The following is an 18440-nucleotide window of genomic DNA, read 5'->3' on the forward strand; positions in this document are numbered from 1 at the left end:
GCCTTGCACACTGGATAAAGTGACTATTAACCTGCATGGTTATGCTGTTTAAAAGGTTTCTTAGAAAATGATGGGAGCTCCCAGATAGAGGTAGTAATGGTCATAATCACCATAAGTTTCAAGGACGATTTCGCCATCAGCCACATCACTCATAATGGATGTCAGAACAGCTGCATCTGCCTTGCCGTCGGTTCTGCCTTCAAGATACTCGATGGCATATTTCACGCCGGCTTCAACATACATCATATTAACAGGAACAGACCAGGTGGCAACACGGCCGCTCATTTCTGCATCTTCACATTTTTCGTCAATCTGACCAAGGATGTAGTCAAGGTCGCCTGCTTTGTCTTCAGGAACAGAAATACCCAGTGCTGCCGGTAAGGCATGGTATGGTGATGGGCAGCATTGTACAGGGAAGATAGCTCCTGTTTCAACGGTTTGACGAATCATGGGTTCCATCATGGAGCAGTTGGTACCAAAGAAAGCGGTACTGGTGCCATACTCAGCCACTTTACGCGGCAGGTCTTCCATGATAAACTGCTGGGTTCCGGGAACGCCGGCATCGCCTGTTGGGTCTGGAGCGTCTTCTTCAACAAAACGCAGGCCAAGCTTTTCAGCTTCAGCTTTCATCAAGTCGCGACGGGTTGCCAGCATTTCATAAGACATGTGGCGGGGGAAGGAGTAGTGAACCAGTGTTTCAGCTCCCATGGCCTGTGCCTGTTGAGCGATCTGAGCACCACGGGCAAGGTCATTGGTCTGGATGATCACGTCACCGTAATCAGCGATAACATCTGGGTCTTCTCCAGGAACGCCCAATACGATGAGAATGTCCTCACGCAATTCGCGTACACGGCCAACAGCTGCTGCTGCGCCGGGAACCGCCTGTACCATGACAATGGCTTTTACGTCAGGATCGGCAGCCATGGCCATCATATTGGTGATGGTGGTTTCCTGTTCCTGCATAAAACGGTCAGGGTAGGTGGACAGAACGATCATGTCACCATACATGGCTTTCATGTTTTCAGCGGCGCGGAATTCTTCTTCGCCTTGAGATACAGTACCGGTCATAATCCCGATCTTGTAAGATGCCTCAGCAGGGGCTTCAGCAGGGGCTTCAGCGGAACCGCTGTCCGCAGGTGCCGGTGCAGGGGCTGGTGCAGGGCTGCCACAGGCAGCGAGGCTGATGACCATCAGCAGGGCTAAAAGAATCAATAGGCTTTTTTTCAAATGAATATCCTCCCTTTGTCTTTAATCTCTTGACGATCTTCGTTGGCGAAACAACACAATCAAATACTTTCCCGCATCCCCTCCTTTCAATTCTATCTCAACCGGCATCCGCCGGCTGTGGAAAAAAAGGAAATTTGTTAATGACACTTTCGAGAAATGCGTTGACTGATTTCAACTGTACAAACGTTTCACTACTTTCAGATGAATTATACTTCACCCGAAGTTAAAAAGCAAGAAAATTCGATGCATTTAGCCTTGCGATAAAGCGATTGCAAATTGTTGATATGCATTGTCAAAGATGACAAAAGTCTCTATCCCAAAGACGGGTTAAATTGACAGTTATCGATACCAGGCATCTCATTTGAGACGGACAAAATTAGGATCATTGTCTTTCCTGTACGTGCAGGGTATAATGGAGTGACAGTATTTAGAAAGGATTTGACTGACATGCAGCTCGATTATCGTGAACGCCATACCGATGAAATCAGAACTGAAAAAATAGCAGGTGAGACTTTTGTCAAATGGAGCTATGAGAACAAAGCTGGAAATCGCCTCATGACGATGCTCTTAAACCGCAAATGGTTTTCGTCGCTGGCAGGGGTCGTGCAGGACAGGCGTTTTAGTCGCAAAAGAGTGGCTGCGTTTATCCGGGAAATGAATATAGACCTGTCAGAAGCCGATCGGGAGACACCGGAGGCCTATTGTTCGTTCAATGACTTTTTCACGAGACAGCTTAAACCGGAAGCGCGCCCTGTCCATTCCTCGCAACACCGGCTGGTTTCTCCGGCAGACGGACGCCTGCTGGCATACCAGTCGATTCGCAACCTTCAGATGTTGCAAATCAAAGGCCAGTCGTTTACCATTTCTGACTTGCTTCAAAATGAACAGCAGGCGGAAATGTTTAAAAATGGATCAGCCATCGTGATTCGACTGAGCCCTGTGGATTATCATCGCTTCCACTTTCCCTGTGATGGTATTCCAGGGCCAGCCAGAACCATCAAAGGGCGTTATGATTCTGTTAACCCGGTGGCTTTAAAGGCACAGCCCGGAATCTATTGTCGCAATAGAAGAGATGTGACGATGATGAAGACTCTTGAGGCAGGTAACATGGCTTTCATCGAAGTGGGGGCAACGCTGGTGGGCAGCATTTGTCAAACTTATTCCGCCGGGATGCCTGTTTCGAAAGGAATGGAAAAGGGATATTTTCAGTTCGGAGGTTCGACGGTGATCCTGCTATTTGAAAATGGAAAGATCAAAATAGATGATGATCTCCTGAATAATACGGAAGCCGGATATGAGACGCTTGTCAAAATGGGGGAAGCCATTGCCGATATCACCAATCAATGAAACAGGCAGTGCAGTGATAATGAGAGATAAGGAAAGAAAAAAACGACACCCTTTTTGCTGAAGTGGGTGTCGTTTAAACAAGGGCCTGGGAATCACAGGAAATCAAATGATGTCTCCTGATCATGGTCATCAGGCATATGGTGCACTACTGAACGTTGGTGTCAAAACAGCGGAACATTTCAGGTTTGGCTTTGCAGATAGGACAGTCATCTTCAACGGTTTCACCGGTAATGGTGTAACCACAGATGTTACAGACATGAACACGGCTTTCATCAAAGTCTTTTCCCTGCTCAACCCGGCCTTTGGCTTCGGTGAATAAGGCGGCATGTGTTTTTTCAGCTTCAAGGGCAAACTGAAAAGAGCGAATGCTGCTTTTTTCTTCCTGCATGTTGGCGACCTGAATAAAGGCAGGGTACATCTGGTCAACCTCATAGTTTTCACCATCGATGGCTCCTTGAAGATTTTCGGCAGTATTAGTCATGCCAAATCCGGCGCCGGCAGTGACAGAAGCCTCTCCAACTTCTTTTTTAAGCTCTCTGAAATGGTTGGCAGCGTGCACCTGTTCAGCGTATGAAACAGCATTGAAAAGGTTCCAGACATTTGGAAAACCTTCTTTTTTTGCGGCTTCACCCCAGGAAATGTAGCGCATGTGAGCCATGCTTTCGCCACCAAAAGCAGATTTTAGGTTTGATGCAGTCATTGGATTCATTATTTTTCTCCTCTCAATATGTGATGGCAGCCTGTGTGCTTCATAAAGATATTGCCGCACAGACCACTTACATTATACCCTTCGGGTGAAGAAAATAACAGGCAAATAAAACTTTTTCAATTATGAAATGCAATCACATTGGAATGATGACAATATATTAAATGGACATGTATGTGTATGATCACGTTTTCGTGAAGTGAAAAAAGGCTGATTTCTGATAATCGGAGTTTAGTTGCAGCATGAAGACAAAATGAAATGCAAATAAATGAAAACAGGGCCGGAGAAGCCATTTAAATCGGATTATGGTACAATGTTGGGAAGAGAAAGGTGGGAGGAACCATGACCCTTAAACTCAACCAGATTACCCGGGAACATTTAAACCAGGAGCTGAAGCTCACCTTGCTCCTGACATCCATTGAAATCAAATCGGCACGCAATGGAAAGTCATATGCAGATTTTCAAGTACAGGATCAAACACAAAAAACAACCCTGCGTTTTTGGGATTATCAGCCACATAATAGCGAACCGGAACTGCCTATGATCGTTGATTGTGCCATATTGGTGGGTGAGTATCGGGAACAGTTACAACTGACACTAAAAAAGTGGGAATCAACCACTCAGACAGAAATCACGGTGGATCAACTGGTGCGAAGCAGCCGCTGGAACCCGGAAAAAATGCAGGGCTGGTTGCGGGATTATTATGAATATATTGAAGCGGAACACATTCGCGAACTGATTCAGAGGATGGTGTTTGAAGAGCCGTTTTATGAAAAATACTGCACCTATCCAGCTGCCAAAACGGTTCATCATAACTTCATGTACGGCATTTTACAGCATACACTTGAAGTGTTGAAATACGTGAAAATGGTGGCGGGCACAAAAAAGCTGACCCAGCGTCAAGTGGATCGGCTTTTGGCAATGACATTTTTGCATGACTGGGCTAAGATTATTGAATATGAACCGGTACCATCAGAAAGCATGACCGTTGAAGGACGCATGCTGGGACATATTTTTATCGGAGCCCATCACACCAGGAATATGATGGATACCATCCCAAATTTTGATGATACAGACGCATTGATCATTCTTAATGGTATTCTTGGACACCATGGCGCTTATGAATGGGGCTCGCCGGTACTGCCTAAAACAGTGGAGGCTCAGATCCTTCATCAGGCAGATAAATTGTCAGGAGACATTGAAAGCATTTTGTCTTTCACTGAAGATCAGGCTGCCAGAGACGACCAATTTACCGACAAACTCTGGAACATGGGGACGGACTACTTTAAAGGAGGGATCACATGAAGAAAATGTTTCCCAACCGCAATCGCGAACTGGAAGATGAGATGAACGCTTATCTCACAGCAGTGGTCAAAAGTGGACTTGTCTATCGCCAGGGGGTACGGGAATATCTTGACGGTAATGAAAAAGCATTTGAAGAACGGTTGCGGGAACTGAATGCCCTTGAACAGGAAGCAGATGACAGGCTGCGCCAGGTGAAGTATAAGCTCTACGCCTACAATCTCATTCCCGATGCCAGTGGCGATATTCTTGAGCTGGCTGACTCGCTGGATAATCTGGTGGACACGGCGAAACATACTCTGGAGCATTTGTCGATTGAAAGGCCGGTGTTTCCCGATTTTGCGATTCGGCCTTTTCTTGAATTGACTGAGCTTTCCAGTCAGGCAGCAGACGAACTGCTGATGGGTGTTCGAAACTTTTTTGGGAACACAGGAACGGTGGAAGATTTCGTGACGAAAGTCAATTTTTACGAGAACGAAGCCGACAAAAGGGAAGAAGCCATTGCCCGCATGGTGTTTCAGTCGGAGGAGATTGTGCGACTCAGTCACAAAATGCATCTGCGTTATTTTATTCAGCAGGTGGCAGCCATTTCAGATATTGCCGAAGATGTTGCCCTGAAGCTCTCTGTTTTTCAACTAAAAAGGAAACTCTAAAAGAAATGCTGATCAGGGTTGCAATTTCACCCGTCAATTTTCAGCAGCTTATGAAGCGGTGCGAGGGATATCTGTGATTCCTGCATCGCTTTTTTCAATACTCCAGCAAAGACAATGGCCTGAGGATGGTCACCATGCAGGCAGATGGTATCGCCTTTTAGGTGCAAAGCATGTCCGTCAATGGATTCAATGGGTTGCCCGTTGATCATGGTCAGCATGCGTTGGATGCACAGGTCCACATCGTGGATGAGCGCTCCCTCTTTTCGGCGGTCTACCAGGCGACCGTTACTCTCATAAGCTCTGTCGGCAAATACTTCCCGGGCATAGGGAATGGAACAGTGCTCAGCAGCCTTAGATAATGCGGAGTCTGGGGGACCGACAAGAATCACATCAGTTCCCAGCAGGCTGGTGGCTTTGGCAACAGCCATTGCCAAAGGTTCATCCACTGCTGCTTCGTTATAAAGTGCGCCATGGGGTTTAAGGTGCTGCAATTTTCCGCCGCAGGCTTGGAGAAAAGCTTTCAAGGCACCTGCCTGATAAAGAAGCATAGCCATGATCTCCTCGGATGATAAACGCATCTGCCGTCTGCCAAAGCCCTGCAGGTCCGGATATCCAGGATGGGCACCAACGGCAACATCATGCTTTAGTGCCAGCTCAACCGTTCGTTGCATCACCATGGGGTCGCCGGCATGAAATCCACAGGCAATATTGGCAGACGTGATGTGGGACATCATGCAGGCATCATTTCCCATTGTGTAGGTGCCAAAACTCTCGCCTAAATCGGCATTCAAATCAATCATGGAAGAGCTCCTTTCCGTGCAATTCAACTAGACAATGTGTTGCAAAATCGATCATCTGGCGAATGGGAGTTAAATAACTTTCGAGAGAAAGACCGTCAACGGTGACAGTCCGCTTCTTGGTGCATCCGTCAACAGCGCCGACGGCTACCATGGCCTTCAGCATGGCAATCTCCGTTTCAGCTGGAGGGCATAACATGTTGCCGGTGATGAGTGAAAGGGCTGCAGCCAGGCCATAACCAGCCCAGTTGGATACCCCGGTTGGAATAAGATAGTCTGCTGGGGTGATACATGCGATTTTATCTCCCAGGAGAACATGTTGATGTATATAGGTTTTAAGGCGTCCCATTCCCAGTTCATTACCGCCGTCTCCGATGGCAAGGGTGGGACATGCCCGTCGACGACAGGTTTCAAAAAGGGAATCAAATTGTGGAATGACATGATTCAACAATTCGCCTCTCATGGAATAACTGTGACCATCAGACGCTTTGCCGGGTCGTTCAATAGCGATTACGTGATCGGGACAAAAAGATTCGAAAAGCCTTCTAAGAGCCTCATCTGCTGAAGACTGTTCGGTGGGAATGACATGAAACACTATTTTGGCAGCAATCTGAGGAAATCCGGCCTGAAGACCAGCCTTCAGCAAGGTTGCCGAGTACTTATCTGTCACAATATCAACAGACTTATTCAGCAACGAAAGGGTAGAGGCCAATACTAAAGCACCGGTTAAGCCATCGGTTTCACCGGCCATGGCGTCAAGAATGCAAAATCCGGTTAACACCAAAATCTTTCTGGCAGAAAGCAGACTGATTATCGCCTGGGAAAAATCATCAACAGGGGCGGCGGGTGCAAATCGTCTGTCTCCGGGATCCTGTCGCATTAATTGAGACAAATGGTTAAAGGATGATTTCAGATGAACAGGTACATGAGTGTTTAATTGCTGTGGCACAAGGTGGCTCCTCTCGAAAAAATGATCATCTGTCAGATGGCATATGATGGAATATTCACAATCATTTCTTTCTCGGATTTGATTTTGTGTCCGGGTATGATATAATATGAATGTCATTTACTGGATGACCCTATTATAACAAAATTCATTGATTTCAAAAAGAAAATCCTCCGGAGGACCCGCGCCACCTAAATACAGGAAATGGAAGCATGAGGGTGGATTTAAAGGTCGATACACATGACTATCATGAAAGGTTTGAAAAAAGTGACGGTGGGGAGGTGGTTTGGGAAAGGGCCAAAATGCATTGTAATAAACAATCAGAAAAGAAATCAATGCCATTTGGAAAAACAAAGGGAGGTGTAAACCCTGATAATCCGTTGTCAGGGGAAAACATGAAAAAGAAATTAGCGTTGATGTTAGCTGTAATGATGATGCTGGCCTTACTGGCCGGTTGCGGTTCACCGGCGCCGGCGCCGGCACCTGCAGAGGAACCTGCAGAAGCTCCGGCTGAAACACCCGCAGAAGAACCAGCAGAGACAGATGAACTAACGCAGGATTATAGTGATATGTTCGTTTCCATCGCCACAGGCGGTACAGGAGGCGTTTACTTCCCGCTGGGAGGGGCGTTGGCCAGTATCTTTAACAGTTATGTTCCTGGAGTTACCGCTAATGCCGAATCCACCGGTGCATCAGTAGCGAATGTCGATTTGGTTGGCCAGGGCGAATCGGAAATTGCCTTCATCCAGAACGACATCACTTACTATGCCTATACAGGTACAGAAATGTTTGCTGATCGTCCGGCTCCCATTGACAATCTTCGGGGCATGGCGGTCATATATCCTGAACTGATTCAGATTGTTGCCCTGGCAGATGCGGGCATTGAGTCGGTTGAAGATTTGGCTGGCAAGGATGTGGCAATTGGAGCACCCGGGTCTGGAACTGAAGCTAATGCCAAGCACATTCTGGCTATTCATGGATTAAGTTATGATGATCTCGGCAAAGCAGATTTTCTTTCTTTTGCTGAGGCAGCAGATCAGCTGAAAAACAAACAGATCCACGCAGCATTTGTCACAGCAGGTATTCCCACTGCGGCCATTACCGAAGTGGCAACCACTGCCGATATTGTCATTGTTCCCATCGATCCCGGCAAAATTGCCGAATTATCCTCTGAGTACCCCTTCTACGTGGAAGTTTCCATTCCTGGGGGCACTTATCCCGGAAATGATGGTGACATTGTGACCACAGCTGTGCAGGCGATGCTGGTTGTACCGGCAGATCTGCCGGAAGGGTTGGTTTACAACATGACCCGTGCCATGTTTGAGAATCGTCAGGAGATTATTGATACCCATGCCCGGGGCAATGATATCACGTTGGATACCGCTCTGTATGGCATGCCCATTGAGGTGCATCCAGGTGCGGCCCGATACTATGACGAGGTGGGAGCCAACTAAGCAGTTAGATATGTCAGGAGTGAAGGTATTGGAAAAACTCCAATGCCTTCCTCTTCTTTATACGCCTTATCAGCAGAAGAAAGGTGACCGATGATCAGACAGAAGAAAGCATTCATTATTTTTATCCTGCTGGTTGCAGTCGGGTTCGCCAATACACCTGTTTACTATCTGCAAATGGCCCATAATGAAACGAATCAATCGTTGAAGCGAATTTCCATGTCACCGAATGCATCCTTTACGGTGGAGTACACTCACTCGGTGATGAAAACTCCTGTTTATGAGCAATACCGGGTATTGCCCGACCTGCGGTTGCTGTTAACAGAGACTCGTTTTACGGCCTATGGAGCAGGGCATCCGGAGCAGGGAGATCATGATTTTGAATTGACGGACAAAGGGTTTCGGATCTACAACATTAATGAACCCTTTGCTTTTGTTGTTTATCGCACAGCACCAGAGGAAACCGGTGCAGCAGTTACACTAACATATGAAGAGCAGGTAATTCCCTTTTTATCCATTTCTTTGGAACGAACGCCTGTCAGACTGTCGATGAAAAGGGATCCATGGTGGTTATATCGGATCAGGGAGGGAAGCGAATGGCTGATGAACGGAAGCAACAGGATGAACTAGATCAGGTTGAACAGACCGGGAATCTGCAAGATCAATTTCCGGAAAAAGAGGCATCGGGAATCGCTGATTTTATTGAAGATGAAACCGTAGATGTTAATGAAGCCATGGAAAAGTTTGACAAAGAAGCCGGTGCCATGAGAAAACTGACAGGGATGGTGGGGAAAGCCGTTGCAGCACTTGCTGTGGCCATGTCACTATTCCATATGTATACCGCATTTTTTGGCACCCTTTTGTCCATGCGCCAGCGTTCGCTACATATCATTTTTGCCTTTGTCATCGGTTTCATGCTTTACCCCATGAGCAAAAAAAGCAAGGCAAAACACGGTAACCGCATTCCTTACTATGATTATCTGTTGGCTTTGGTGGCGGTGATTGTGTTTGGCTATCTTTTTGTTAATTTCCAGGCGATTGCCATTCGGGGTGGGATCATGGAAACCCAGGATTACGTGCTTGGATTCATGGCGATTCTGGTGGTGCTTGAAATTACGCGGAGGGTTGTGGGACCGGAGCTTCCCATCGTTGCCATTATTTTTATTTTATATGCCAAATTTGGCCCCATGATGCCAGGTTTGCTGGCTCACAGAGGTTATAGCTGGCGGCGAATCATCAGTCAGATGTACATGACCACAGAAGGGATTCTTGGAATTCCCATTGGTGTTTCCGCTACATTCGTTTTTATGTTCATTCTTTTTGGTGCTTTCTTGGATAAAACAGGTGTTGGGAAATTTTTCATCGACATGGCTTTTGGTCTGACGGGTCACCTGAAAAGCGGGCCGGCCATGTCAGCTGTTGTAGCCAGCGGTTTTATGGGCTCAATCTCCGGGAGTTCGGTGGCCAATACAGTGACGACAGGGGCCTTTACCATTCCCCTGATGAAAAAAGTTGGCTATAAACCACATTTTGCCGGTGCCGTGGAAGCGGCTTCATCCACAGGTGGTCAGATTATGCCACCCGTTATGGGGGCTGCTGCCTTTATCATGGCTGAATTTACCGGTATCGCCTATGTGAATATTGTCATCGCAGCGATCATTCCTGCGTTGCTCTATTATTTCGCAGTCGGCGCCATTGTTCATTTGGAGGCATCAAAACTTGGTTTGGAAGGGATCCCCAAAGACCGGCTTCCCAATATGAAAAAGTTGTTGCTTACCCGGGGGTATTTATTCATTCCCTTGTTTGTCATTGTTTACCTGCTGATCAGTGGACGCACACCTCTTTTTGCAGCCATTTATTCTATTATGACAGCAGTTGCACTGGCCACACTGGTGAGTTTAATTACCATCTTCATTTTAAAGAAAAAAGCAGATTTCACCTGGCGTGATTTTGTGGACGCCCTGGAGCAGGGAGCCAAAGGTGCTGTGAGTGTTGCCTGTGCTTGCGCCTGTGCCGGAATCATAGTGGGCGTGGTGACACTTACCGGTCTGGGGCTTCGGGTGGCGGAACTGATTGTGACCCTGGCTCAGGGAATGTTGCTTCCCACCCTGTTTTTCACCATGATCGCGTCCATCATACTGGGAATGGGACTGCCTACAACAGCTAAATATATTGTATTGGCGACCATGGCAGTACCTGCACTGATTCGTTTGGATGTGAATCTGCTGTCAGCCCATCTCTTTGTGCTGTACTTTGGAGTTATTGCTGACATAACACCGCCAGTTGCCCTCGCGGCTTATGCCGGTGCGGGAATTGCAGGTGCCAATGCCATGAAAACCGGTTTTCAGGCGGTGAAGCTGGCACTGGCGGCTTTCATTGTTCCTTACCTTTTTGCTTTAGACTCTCATCTTATTTTGGTGAAAGAAGTGCAGGGTTCCACGGTTATTTTTTATGGATTTTTCGAATCGCTGCCGGTGATAATCCCGGCCATTATGGGCACTTTTTGTCTGGCCTGTGCCGTGGCGAATTACTTTGTGACGAAAAACAAAATCTATGAAACTGCCATTATGTTCATTGCTGCCATTACACTGATGAATCCCGGTATCTATACTGATCTTATCGGGCTTGTGGTCATCGCGGGAGTTTACTTGCTTCAGAAAGCACGCGTTAAAAAAATGAAGGCAGAGGCAGTTTAAGAAGCAGTTTTAAATATTAAGAGGCGTCTTTGGCCGTTCACTGGAGAGAAACCACTCCAGTGAACGGCTTGTTTCGTTGGAAGAGAGTCGGTGGAAAAAATTGAAGGGATGCTGTGTGAACCTATTGTGATTTTCTTTTGAAACAAAAATTATGCAGCTCTGGCCAGTATCTGCCGCTGTGAAGAGAAGCGATTTTGGGCAGGTGGCACTGACTGCTGTTTTCGAAGACATCACTCTGGTATACTATTAAATAGAGTGAAGCAACATTTCCGTTTGTCATGAAGCAAATCAGGAGGAAGATGCCCATGCTGCACCTATTAGTGGGACAACAGGTGGAAGAAAAAGCACAGTGGATGTATCAACAGATTCGGCAGATGGTTGATGATGATGACGATGAGATGCATCGCATCATTGTCCCCGAACAATTTACGGTACAGGCAGAGCGGGCCTACATGGGAATCACCGGGAGTCAGGGTCTGATGAATCCTGAAGTGATCAGTTTTAACCGCCTGGCCTACCGGGTATTTCAGGAAACCGGAGGGCGTACCCGGGTGGTGATTGATGATCTGGGCAAACATATGCTGCTGCGAAAATGTCTGATGGATCTGGAACCCCGGCTGACCCTTTATCGGGGCTTGGTTCGGGAACGGGGTCTGGTGGATAAAATGGTGGAAAGTCTGACCGAATGCAAGCAATATGAAATCACCCCTGAAATGTTATCAGACATCGCAAAAAAAGTGGAGAATCAACCCTTACTGGCAGACAAACTTCATGACTTGGCCATGGTCTACCATTATTTTGAAGAAGCTCTAATAGGGAAGTATATTGACAGAGAAGACCAGTTTGCAGCTCTGATACATCAAATGGAAGCATCAGAAATTGTCAGCAATTCTCATTTTTGGATTGATGGTTTTTTCAGTTTCACTCCCCGAATGCTCACGGTGATACAGCAACTGTCCAGAAGAGCCAAAAATGTCTATCTAACGGTGTACGGCAATGCAGAATGGATTGGACAAAGTGGAGAACCGCTGATGTATCAGATCAATGAATTTCTTCAACGGGTAAAACAGGAAATGCCGGTACGGGTGATGGATGCGGATGAATTGCTGGAAAAAACAGAAAAATCCACTGCCCTTACCCATGTCCGAAATGCGTTTCAACAGCTGCCGGTTAAGCCTTGGATGAATGAAACCCGGCAGGTGCATCTTTTTGCCGCCACCAGTGATGATTCTGAAGTGGATGAAGTGGCGGCCCGTATACGTCAACTGGTGCAGGAGGAAAACTACCGGTATCGTGAAATAGCAGTTCTCTGCGCCGATCTTGACAATCGCCAGGGAAGTATCAAGCGAGGTTTTGAGCTTCAGGAAATCCCCTTTTTTCTGGATGTAAGGCGCAAGCAACTGGAGCATCCGCTCATTCGGCTGATTCCAGCAGCACTGGATGTGATTTCCAAAGGATACACTCTGCAAGGCATGTTTACATACATGAAAACCGGTTATACAGACATGTCTCAGAACGATCTCGAAGCACTGGAAAATGCAGCGCTGGCCCAGGGACTTCGAGGCAGCAGGTGGAAACATCCGGTGGAACGATGGGAGGAAGAACCAGGGGGAGATCGCCTGAACCAACTGCGTCAGCAGGTGATAGAACCGTTGATCAGACTGGAAGGTGTGTTAAAGAACGGCAATGACGTCAAAACAATGACCAGAGGGGTATTTCAGTGGCTGAAGGTCCTTGAGGTACCCCGGCAAATCGAAGCAGAAGCTGATGAATTGCAGGAAAGACAAGATCCTGAAACAGCAGCTCTCATCACCCAGCTTTGGAATCGGTTGATTCAATTGATGGATCAGCTGGTGGAACTCATGGGTGATACAACGATTTCCTTGCGTGAGTACAGGCAATTATGGCAGTCAGGTCTTGAAAATATTGAAATCGGGCTTATTCCTCCCAAAAATGATCAGGTGATGGTGGGAACACCAGAACGTTCCCGGCAGACGGGTATACGCGCACTGTTTCTGATGGGCGTCAATGATGGCGTTTTACCGGCGGTACCCGGAAACACCGGCGTACTTCTGGAAACAGAGAAAGCGGTGTTGCAGCAGCAAGGATGCCCCCTGGGAGTTGAAAGTGAAGTGCGGCAGGCGCACGAGATGCTGACCATCCATTTGGCTCTGGCCCGGCCAAGGGACTTGCTATGGGTCAGCTATAGCCTGGCAGGAATTGAAGGCGAAGCAAAAAGACCCTCTATCCTTGTGGATCGGTTGCGAAAAATGTTTCCAAAGGTTCCGTTAAACAGCAATCTGACGACGACGGCAGCGTCTGATTTGGGTCGTTTATGGAGCAGTCGGTACAGCTATCTGGCACTGGCAGGAAGAATGCGGGAGCTGGCAGATGAAAAAGTGGTGCCATCTTTCTGGAAAGATTTGTTCTACTGGTTTCGCCAACACCCTGACTGGCAAGAAGCAGCAGATAAACTGGCAGAAGCGCTCTTTTACCGAAACCAGCCACCGGCCCTTAAGCAAAAACAGGCCCAGGCACTTTTTGGAAATGAATACCGAGGCACAGTCAGTCGCCTGGAACTGTTTAATCGATGTCCCTTTGCTCACTTTGTCAGATATGGATTAAAGCCATCCCCCAGAAAACAGCGGGAAATTCTGGCACCAGATATGGGAACACTGCTCCACGAAATGATGGACACCTTCGGTAGACATTTGCAAAAAGCCGGTCTTGATCCCCGTTCACTGGAAGAAAATACCATCAGACAATTGACAGAAACCATGGCAGATCAGCTGGTGGATGATTTTCAGTACGGTGTTTTCAACAGCAGTGCCCGGTTACAATACCAGGGACACCGTTTGAAACGGGTGAGTCGACGGGCGGTTGACACCATGCTCCACCATCTGCGCCAAACAGGTTTTCAACCCTTTGCCTATGAAATTCGTTTTGGAGGCAGCGAAGGAGACGATGTCCTGACATCCTTTCAAATTTCAACGGGAGATGGCACCCGAATCTCTCTGGAGGGACGTATTGACAGGCTTGATCACCTTGTGACAGAGGAAGCCACCTATTATCGGGTCATCGACTACAAATCAGGGAAACAGACATTTTCACTGACGGAACTGATGTATGGACTGCAACTGCAGTTGCTGGTATATCTGATGGCAGCGTTGAAACAGCACGAAGGAACAGAAAATGAACCGTCAAAACCGGCGGGAATGTTCTACTTTTACCTGGATGATCCGCTGGTCAATATGAATACTGATGACGAGGCGGCTGCCCGGGAAGAAATACGCAAGCAATTGAAAATGAACGGGCTGGTTCTTGAGAATCTGGAAATAATTCGGGAAATGGATCACAGCATGGAACAGGATTCCATGTTAATTCCAGCGGGTATCACAAAAGCGGGTGAGTTGAAAAAAAGCAGCAGCACCATTTCCGAAGACGACTTAGGGATGCTTCAACGGTATGTATGCCGACAGATTGGCGAAACGGCCACGGCCATTCTTCAAGGAGAGATTCAGGCATCTCCCGCCCGTTTAAAGAACTGGAAAGCCTGCCATTACTGTGAATATCAGAGCATTTGTCAATATGATGAGCAATTTGAGGATAACCAGCCCCGCAAACTTACGGCAATGAAAGACAGTGAGGCCCTGCAGAAAATGAGGGAGTGCCTGATGCCGGAAAAGGAGGAATCCCATGAACCGTTGGACCATTGAACAGAAGGCGGCCATTGAAACCCGCGGTTCCAACCTGTTGGTTTCAGCGGCGGCCGGATCAGGAAAGACTGCTGTTTTAATTCAGCGGATCATCCAACTGGTTTTGGATGATGGTGTGGATATCGACCGGTTACTGGTGGTCACTTTCACCCGGGCGGCAGCGGCAGAAATGCGGGAACGGGCGGCAATGGCTCTCATGAAAAGTCTGGATACCCACCCACAGAAAGAAGCTTTTATCCGCAGGCAGCTGGCTCTTGTAAATCAGGCTTTCATCATGACTTTTCATGCCTTTTGCATTCGGGTAATCCAGCAACATTATTACCTGATTGATCTTGAACCGGCATTTAGAACGGCTGATCAGTCTGAAACAAATCTATTGCAACAGGAAGCATTGGATGAACTGCTGGAAACAACCTATGAGGAAGCAGATCCCCATTTTTTAAAACTGGTGGAAATGTACTGTCATAACCGGAACGACCAGGCACTGGAAACCATGATCCTGAGTTTACATGCCTTTTCCCGGAGCCAGCCCAAACCGGACGAATGGCTGCAGGATCAGGCGGCGGCCTTTCGGCTTTCTCCTCAGGAACTGGCAGATTCTGCCTGGGTAACCCAGCTGACAACTCAAACAATGGTGAAACTCAATGAGGCTGCATCGCTTCTGGAAGAGGCGATTGCCATTGCCAACCGTCCAGATGGGCCCGAGCCCTATTTAAAGCGATTGCTGCCGGAACTGGCAGATATCAGACGTCTGATTGAGGATGGAAATCATCAGCAGAAAACTCTCTTTCAGGAGATCCACAGCTTGGAATTTCAGCGGCTTCCACCCTGCCGGGATGGAGATGATGCCCTGAAAGAGGCGGCCAAATCCCTGCGGGATCAAGTCAAAAAAGAAGTGAAGGATCTTCAGGAAAAGTGGTATTTTCGCTCCCTGGAAGACTTTTCTCAGGATCATCAGCAGGTGGCGGAAGCCATGGCATTTTTGACACGTCTTGTCAGTCGCTTTGATGAAGGCTATCGACATAAAAAAGAAGAACGCCAGGTGCTTGACTTCAACGATCTGGAGCATCGCGCCCTGGATATTTTGGAGATAGACGCTGCCAGTTCATTCTACCGCAACCACTTCAAAGCCATATTCATCGATGAGTATCAAGACAGCAACCGGGTTCAGGAAGCCCTCATAGCGCAGATTAAAGAGCCGGACAACTTGTTTATGGTGGGGGATGTGAAACAAAGCATTTACCGTTTCCGTTTGGCTGAGCCGGAATTATTTATGGATAAATATCGTCAGTTTACACCGGAATCTGGCAGTCTCAACCAACGCATTGATCTGAAACGCAACTTCCGCAGCCGTCCGGCCATTCTTCAGGCTGTGAACACTGTGTTTCGCCACATCATGTCGGAAACACTTGGAGAAATTACTTATGATGATGCCGCCTCTCTGGAACCTGGCAATCAGGACCTCATCAACATGAAACAACTTCCGGTGCAGGTACATCTGCTGGAAAGAAAAAACGCAATGGACACACATATTGATGAAGCCGGTGCAGCCACCCATGAAGATGAGGTGCAGGAGCTGCTGGAGGAATGGACAGATCAGGAGGCGGAAGCGCATCTGCTGGTGCGGCAAATCCGACAGCTGATGAAGGAGACGATTGAAGATCCCAAAGAGGATCATCCACGTCATGTGAGATACCGGGACATCACCATCTTACTCAGAGCTCCCGGGAACCAGGCACCCCATTTTATGGAAGTGTTTTCCCGGGAAGGCATTCCCGTCTATGCCGATCTGGGCACCGGCTTTTTCGACTCTCTTGAAATTCAGCTTTTTTTGAACCTGCTGCGAATCATTGATAATCGCCGGCAGGATATGCCGCTACTCAGCGTGCTGCGTTCACCTTTCGGACACTTTTCAACGGAAGAATTGACCACCATTCGTCTGAGCAGCCGGCATACTGGTTTTTATGAATGCTTCGAGGCCGCAGGAGAAGCTGAAACGCCACTGGGTGAAAAAGTGCGCGGATTTTTGAACCAGTTGCAGTCATGGCGAAACCGACTGCGGCAACTGACACTGACAGATTTTCTCTGGTGGTTGTTTTCTCAGGCGGGATTTGACGCTCTTTGTGCGGCAATGCCTGGCGGCCAGCAACGGCAGGCCAATGTGCGTATTCTTCTCAAACGTGCAGAAGAATATGCAGCAGCGAATGAAAGCAGCCTGTACGGGTTTTTAACCTATGTGGAAAAACTTGTTTTTCGCCAGCGTAATGATATTGGACCCGCCAGAACATTGACAGAAAATGACGATGTTGTGCGAATGATGTCCATTCACAAAAGTAAAGGATTGGAGTTTCCAGTGGTCATTTTGGCAGGCCTGGGGAAACGGTTTAACCGCAGAGATTTACAATCACCGCTGCTGATGCACCGCTCCCTGGGCATCGGGCCTCTCTATGTGAATCCAGATCTTCGTATTAAGCGAAATACCCTTGCCCGGATTGCCATTCTGGAAAAAAGCCGGATGGAGAGTTTGTCGGAGGAAATGCGGGTTCTGTACGTTGCCATGACCCGGGCGCAACATCAACTGATCATGACAGGTACCATATCTGATCTACCAGCGGCCATTACCCGTTGGGCAGGACCTTTTAGCCAGGGGAAACTGATGAAGGCACAGCAGCTTCTGGACTGGCTGGGGCCGGTATGGGTCAGGCTGCCGGAGGCGGTTGTCCTGCATGAACTGGCAGAAATACCTGCAAATAAGGCAATGATTCCAAGTGATGCAAATTGGTCATTTTATTGCTGGAATCGTTCAGACTTGCTTCAGGTTCACCTGGAAAGGGATGCACAGCAACAGCAGTTTAAAAAAGAACTGCTGGCAGAGTCGCCAGTCATGAATGATACTCACCGGCACATTTTTGAAACCCGGTTTACCTGGCAGTATCCTTTTGAGACCGATAGCCAGACACCGGGAAAAATCAGCGTTACTGAAAGTATCAAACGACCAGACCTCGTGGAAATGGAAAGGCCTCAGGCAGTGCCGCTAATGCCCCTTCCCAGATTTATGGAGAGTCATCAGCAGTTGTCAGCGGCAGATCGGGGAACGGCAGTTCACTACGTCTTGCAGCATATGAACTTTAAGGCAGCCCAGCGGCTGGAAGATATTCAGCATCAGATTGATACCATGGTGAAAACCGAGATGATTTCACAGGAAGAAGCAGCTGTGGTAGACCCGCAGGTGATAAAAGGGTTGTTGGAAAGTGAACTCGGCAGACGGATGTTGAAGGCGACGAAGATTTTCCGCGAACTTCCCTTCGTGCTTCGTTCACCAGACAAGGAAGGTGTGCTGATTCAGGGGATCATTGACTGCTGCTTCGAAGAAGAAGGCCAATGGGTGCTGGTTGACTATAAGACTGATCACGTCGTTCTAGAGAAGCTAGCCCGCTGGGCGGCAGGATATCAACCCCAACTGGCCCTGTATCGGCAGGCATTGACCACTCTCTCGGGAAAAAAAGTGAAAGAAACGCTGCTCTATCATTTGTACTTGGAGCAAGTCATACAAATCCCCCATCAAAACGAATCGGTTTTATGAATGAAGATGAAGAAAA

At 47.8% G+C, this 18440-nt stretch carries 12 protein-coding genes; 8 read left to right on the forward strand and 4 right to left on the reverse strand.

Annotated elements, in window-relative coordinates; all coding sequences use genetic code 11:
• Positions 1-60: 60 nt before the first annotated feature.
• A complete protein-coding gene (locus tag QOL74_RS03970) occupies positions 61-1227 on the reverse strand; it encodes a DUF3798 domain-containing protein (RefSeq protein ID WP_283408143.1) in 1167 nt (388 codons plus the stop codon).
• 447 nt (positions 1228-1674) lie between these two features.
• Here QOL74_RS03970 and QOL74_RS03975 point away from each other — a divergent pair, with 447 nt between their 5' ends.
• Entirely contained in the window at positions 1675-2574 is a 900-nt protein-coding gene (locus QOL74_RS03975; protein ID WP_283408144.1) for a phosphatidylserine decarboxylase, read from the forward strand.
• 145 nt (positions 2575-2719) lie between these two features.
• Here QOL74_RS03975 and QOL74_RS03980 read toward each other — a convergent pair whose 3' ends face one another.
• Positions 2720-3283 carry a rubrerythrin family protein gene (locus QOL74_RS03980; protein WP_283408145.1) on the reverse strand — a complete coding sequence of 188 codons (564 nt, stop codon included), beginning with the start codon at positions 3281-3283 and terminating at the stop codon, positions 2720-2722.
• A 339-nt stretch (positions 3284-3622) separates the two neighbouring features.
• On the opposite strand from QOL74_RS03980, the gene QOL74_RS03985 reads away from it, so the two are divergent.
• Entirely contained in the window at positions 3623-4585 is a 963-nt protein-coding gene (locus QOL74_RS03985) for a 3'-5' exoribonuclease YhaM family protein (RefSeq protein WP_283408146.1), read from the forward strand.
• Positions 4582-5235, forward strand: coding sequence for a DUF47 domain-containing protein (locus QOL74_RS03990; protein ID WP_283408147.1), 654 nt, complete (start codon positions 4582-4584; stop codon positions 5233-5235). Before QOL74_RS03985 ends, QOL74_RS03990 begins: the two co-directional genes overlap by 4 nt.
• A 26-nt stretch (positions 5236-5261) precedes the next feature.
• Here QOL74_RS03990 and QOL74_RS03995 read toward each other — a convergent pair whose 3' ends face one another.
• Complete coding sequence (locus tag QOL74_RS03995) at positions 5262-6035, reverse strand: LamB/YcsF family protein (RefSeq protein ID WP_283408148.1); 774 nt, start codon at positions 6033-6035, stop codon at positions 5262-5264.
• Positions 6028-6981 (reverse strand): DUF4392 domain-containing protein, encoded by a 954-nt coding sequence (locus QOL74_RS04000; protein WP_283408149.1) that lies wholly within the window; start codon positions 6979-6981, stop codon positions 6028-6030. Before QOL74_RS04000 ends, QOL74_RS03995 begins: the two co-directional genes overlap by 8 nt.
• Before the next feature lie 392 nt (positions 6982-7373).
• Here QOL74_RS04000 and QOL74_RS04005 point away from each other — a divergent pair, with 392 nt between their 5' ends.
• The 5 genes from QOL74_RS04005 to addA all read left to right on the forward strand — a co-directional run bounded on the left by QOL74_RS04005 (position 7374) and on the right by addA (position 18424).
• Positions 7374-8432, forward strand: a complete 1059-nt coding sequence (locus QOL74_RS04005) for a TAXI family TRAP transporter solute-binding subunit (RefSeq protein ID WP_283408150.1) — start codon at positions 7374-7376, stop codon at positions 8430-8432.
• Between the two features lie 90 nt (positions 8433-8522).
• Entirely contained in the window at positions 8523-9059 is a 537-nt protein-coding gene (locus QOL74_RS04010; protein ID WP_283408151.1) for a DUF1850 domain-containing protein, read from the forward strand.
• Positions 9026-11125 carry a TRAP transporter permease gene (locus QOL74_RS04015; RefSeq protein WP_283408152.1) on the forward strand — a complete coding sequence of 700 codons (2100 nt, stop codon included), beginning with the start codon at positions 9026-9028 and terminating at the stop codon, positions 11123-11125. Before QOL74_RS04010 ends, QOL74_RS04015 begins: the two co-directional genes overlap by 34 nt.
• A 305-nt stretch (positions 11126-11430) precedes the next feature.
• Positions 11431-14841 (forward strand): helicase-exonuclease AddAB subunit AddB, encoded by a 3411-nt coding sequence (gene addB, locus QOL74_RS04020; protein ID WP_283408153.1) that lies wholly within the window; start codon positions 11431-11433, stop codon positions 14839-14841.
• On the forward strand, positions 14822-18424 hold the full coding sequence (gene addA, locus QOL74_RS04025; protein WP_283408154.1) for a helicase-exonuclease AddAB subunit AddA: 3603 nt from the start codon (positions 14822-14824) through the stop codon (positions 18422-18424). Before addB ends, addA begins: the two co-directional genes overlap by 20 nt.
• Positions 18425-18440: the final 16 nt, after the last annotated feature.

The sequence above is a fragment of the Anoxynatronum buryatiense genome, assembly GCF_900182905.1.
Taxonomy (GTDB): Bacteria; Bacillota; Clostridia; order Peptostreptococcales; family Tindalliaceae; genus Anoxynatronum; species Anoxynatronum buryatiense.

Coding starts and splice junctions, on each gene's coding strand:
- QOL74_RS04015 (WP_283408152.1), top strand. CDS start 9,026: ATGGCTGATGAACGGAAGCAACAGGATGAACTAGATCAGGTTGAACAG.
- addA (WP_283408154.1), top strand. CDS start 14,822: ATGAACCGTTGGACCATTGAACAGAAGGCGGCCATTGAAACCCGCGGT.
- QOL74_RS04010 (WP_283408151.1), top strand. CDS start 8,523: ATGATCAGACAGAAGAAAGCATTCATTATTTTTATCCTGCTGGTTGCA.
- QOL74_RS03975 (WP_283408144.1), top strand. CDS start 1,675: ATGCAGCTCGATTATCGTGAACGCCATACCGATGAAATCAGAACTGAA.
- QOL74_RS04005 (WP_283408150.1), top strand. CDS start 7,374: ATGAAAAAGAAATTAGCGTTGATGTTAGCTGTAATGATGATGCTGGCC.
- addB (WP_283408153.1), top strand. CDS start 11,431: ATGCTGCACCTATTAGTGGGACAACAGGTGGAAGAAAAAGCACAGTGG.
- QOL74_RS03985 (WP_283408146.1), top strand. CDS start 3,623: ATGACCCTTAAACTCAACCAGATTACCCGGGAACATTTAAACCAGGAG.
- QOL74_RS03990 (WP_283408147.1), top strand. CDS start 4,582: ATGAAGAAAATGTTTCCCAACCGCAATCGCGAACTGGAAGATGAGATG.
- QOL74_RS03995 (WP_283408148.1), bottom strand. CDS start 6,035: ATGATTGATTTGAATGCCGATTTAGGCGAGAGTTTTGGCACCTACACA.
- QOL74_RS03980 (WP_283408145.1), bottom strand. CDS start 3,283: ATGAATCCAATGACTGCATCAAACCTAAAATCTGCTTTTGGTGGCGAA.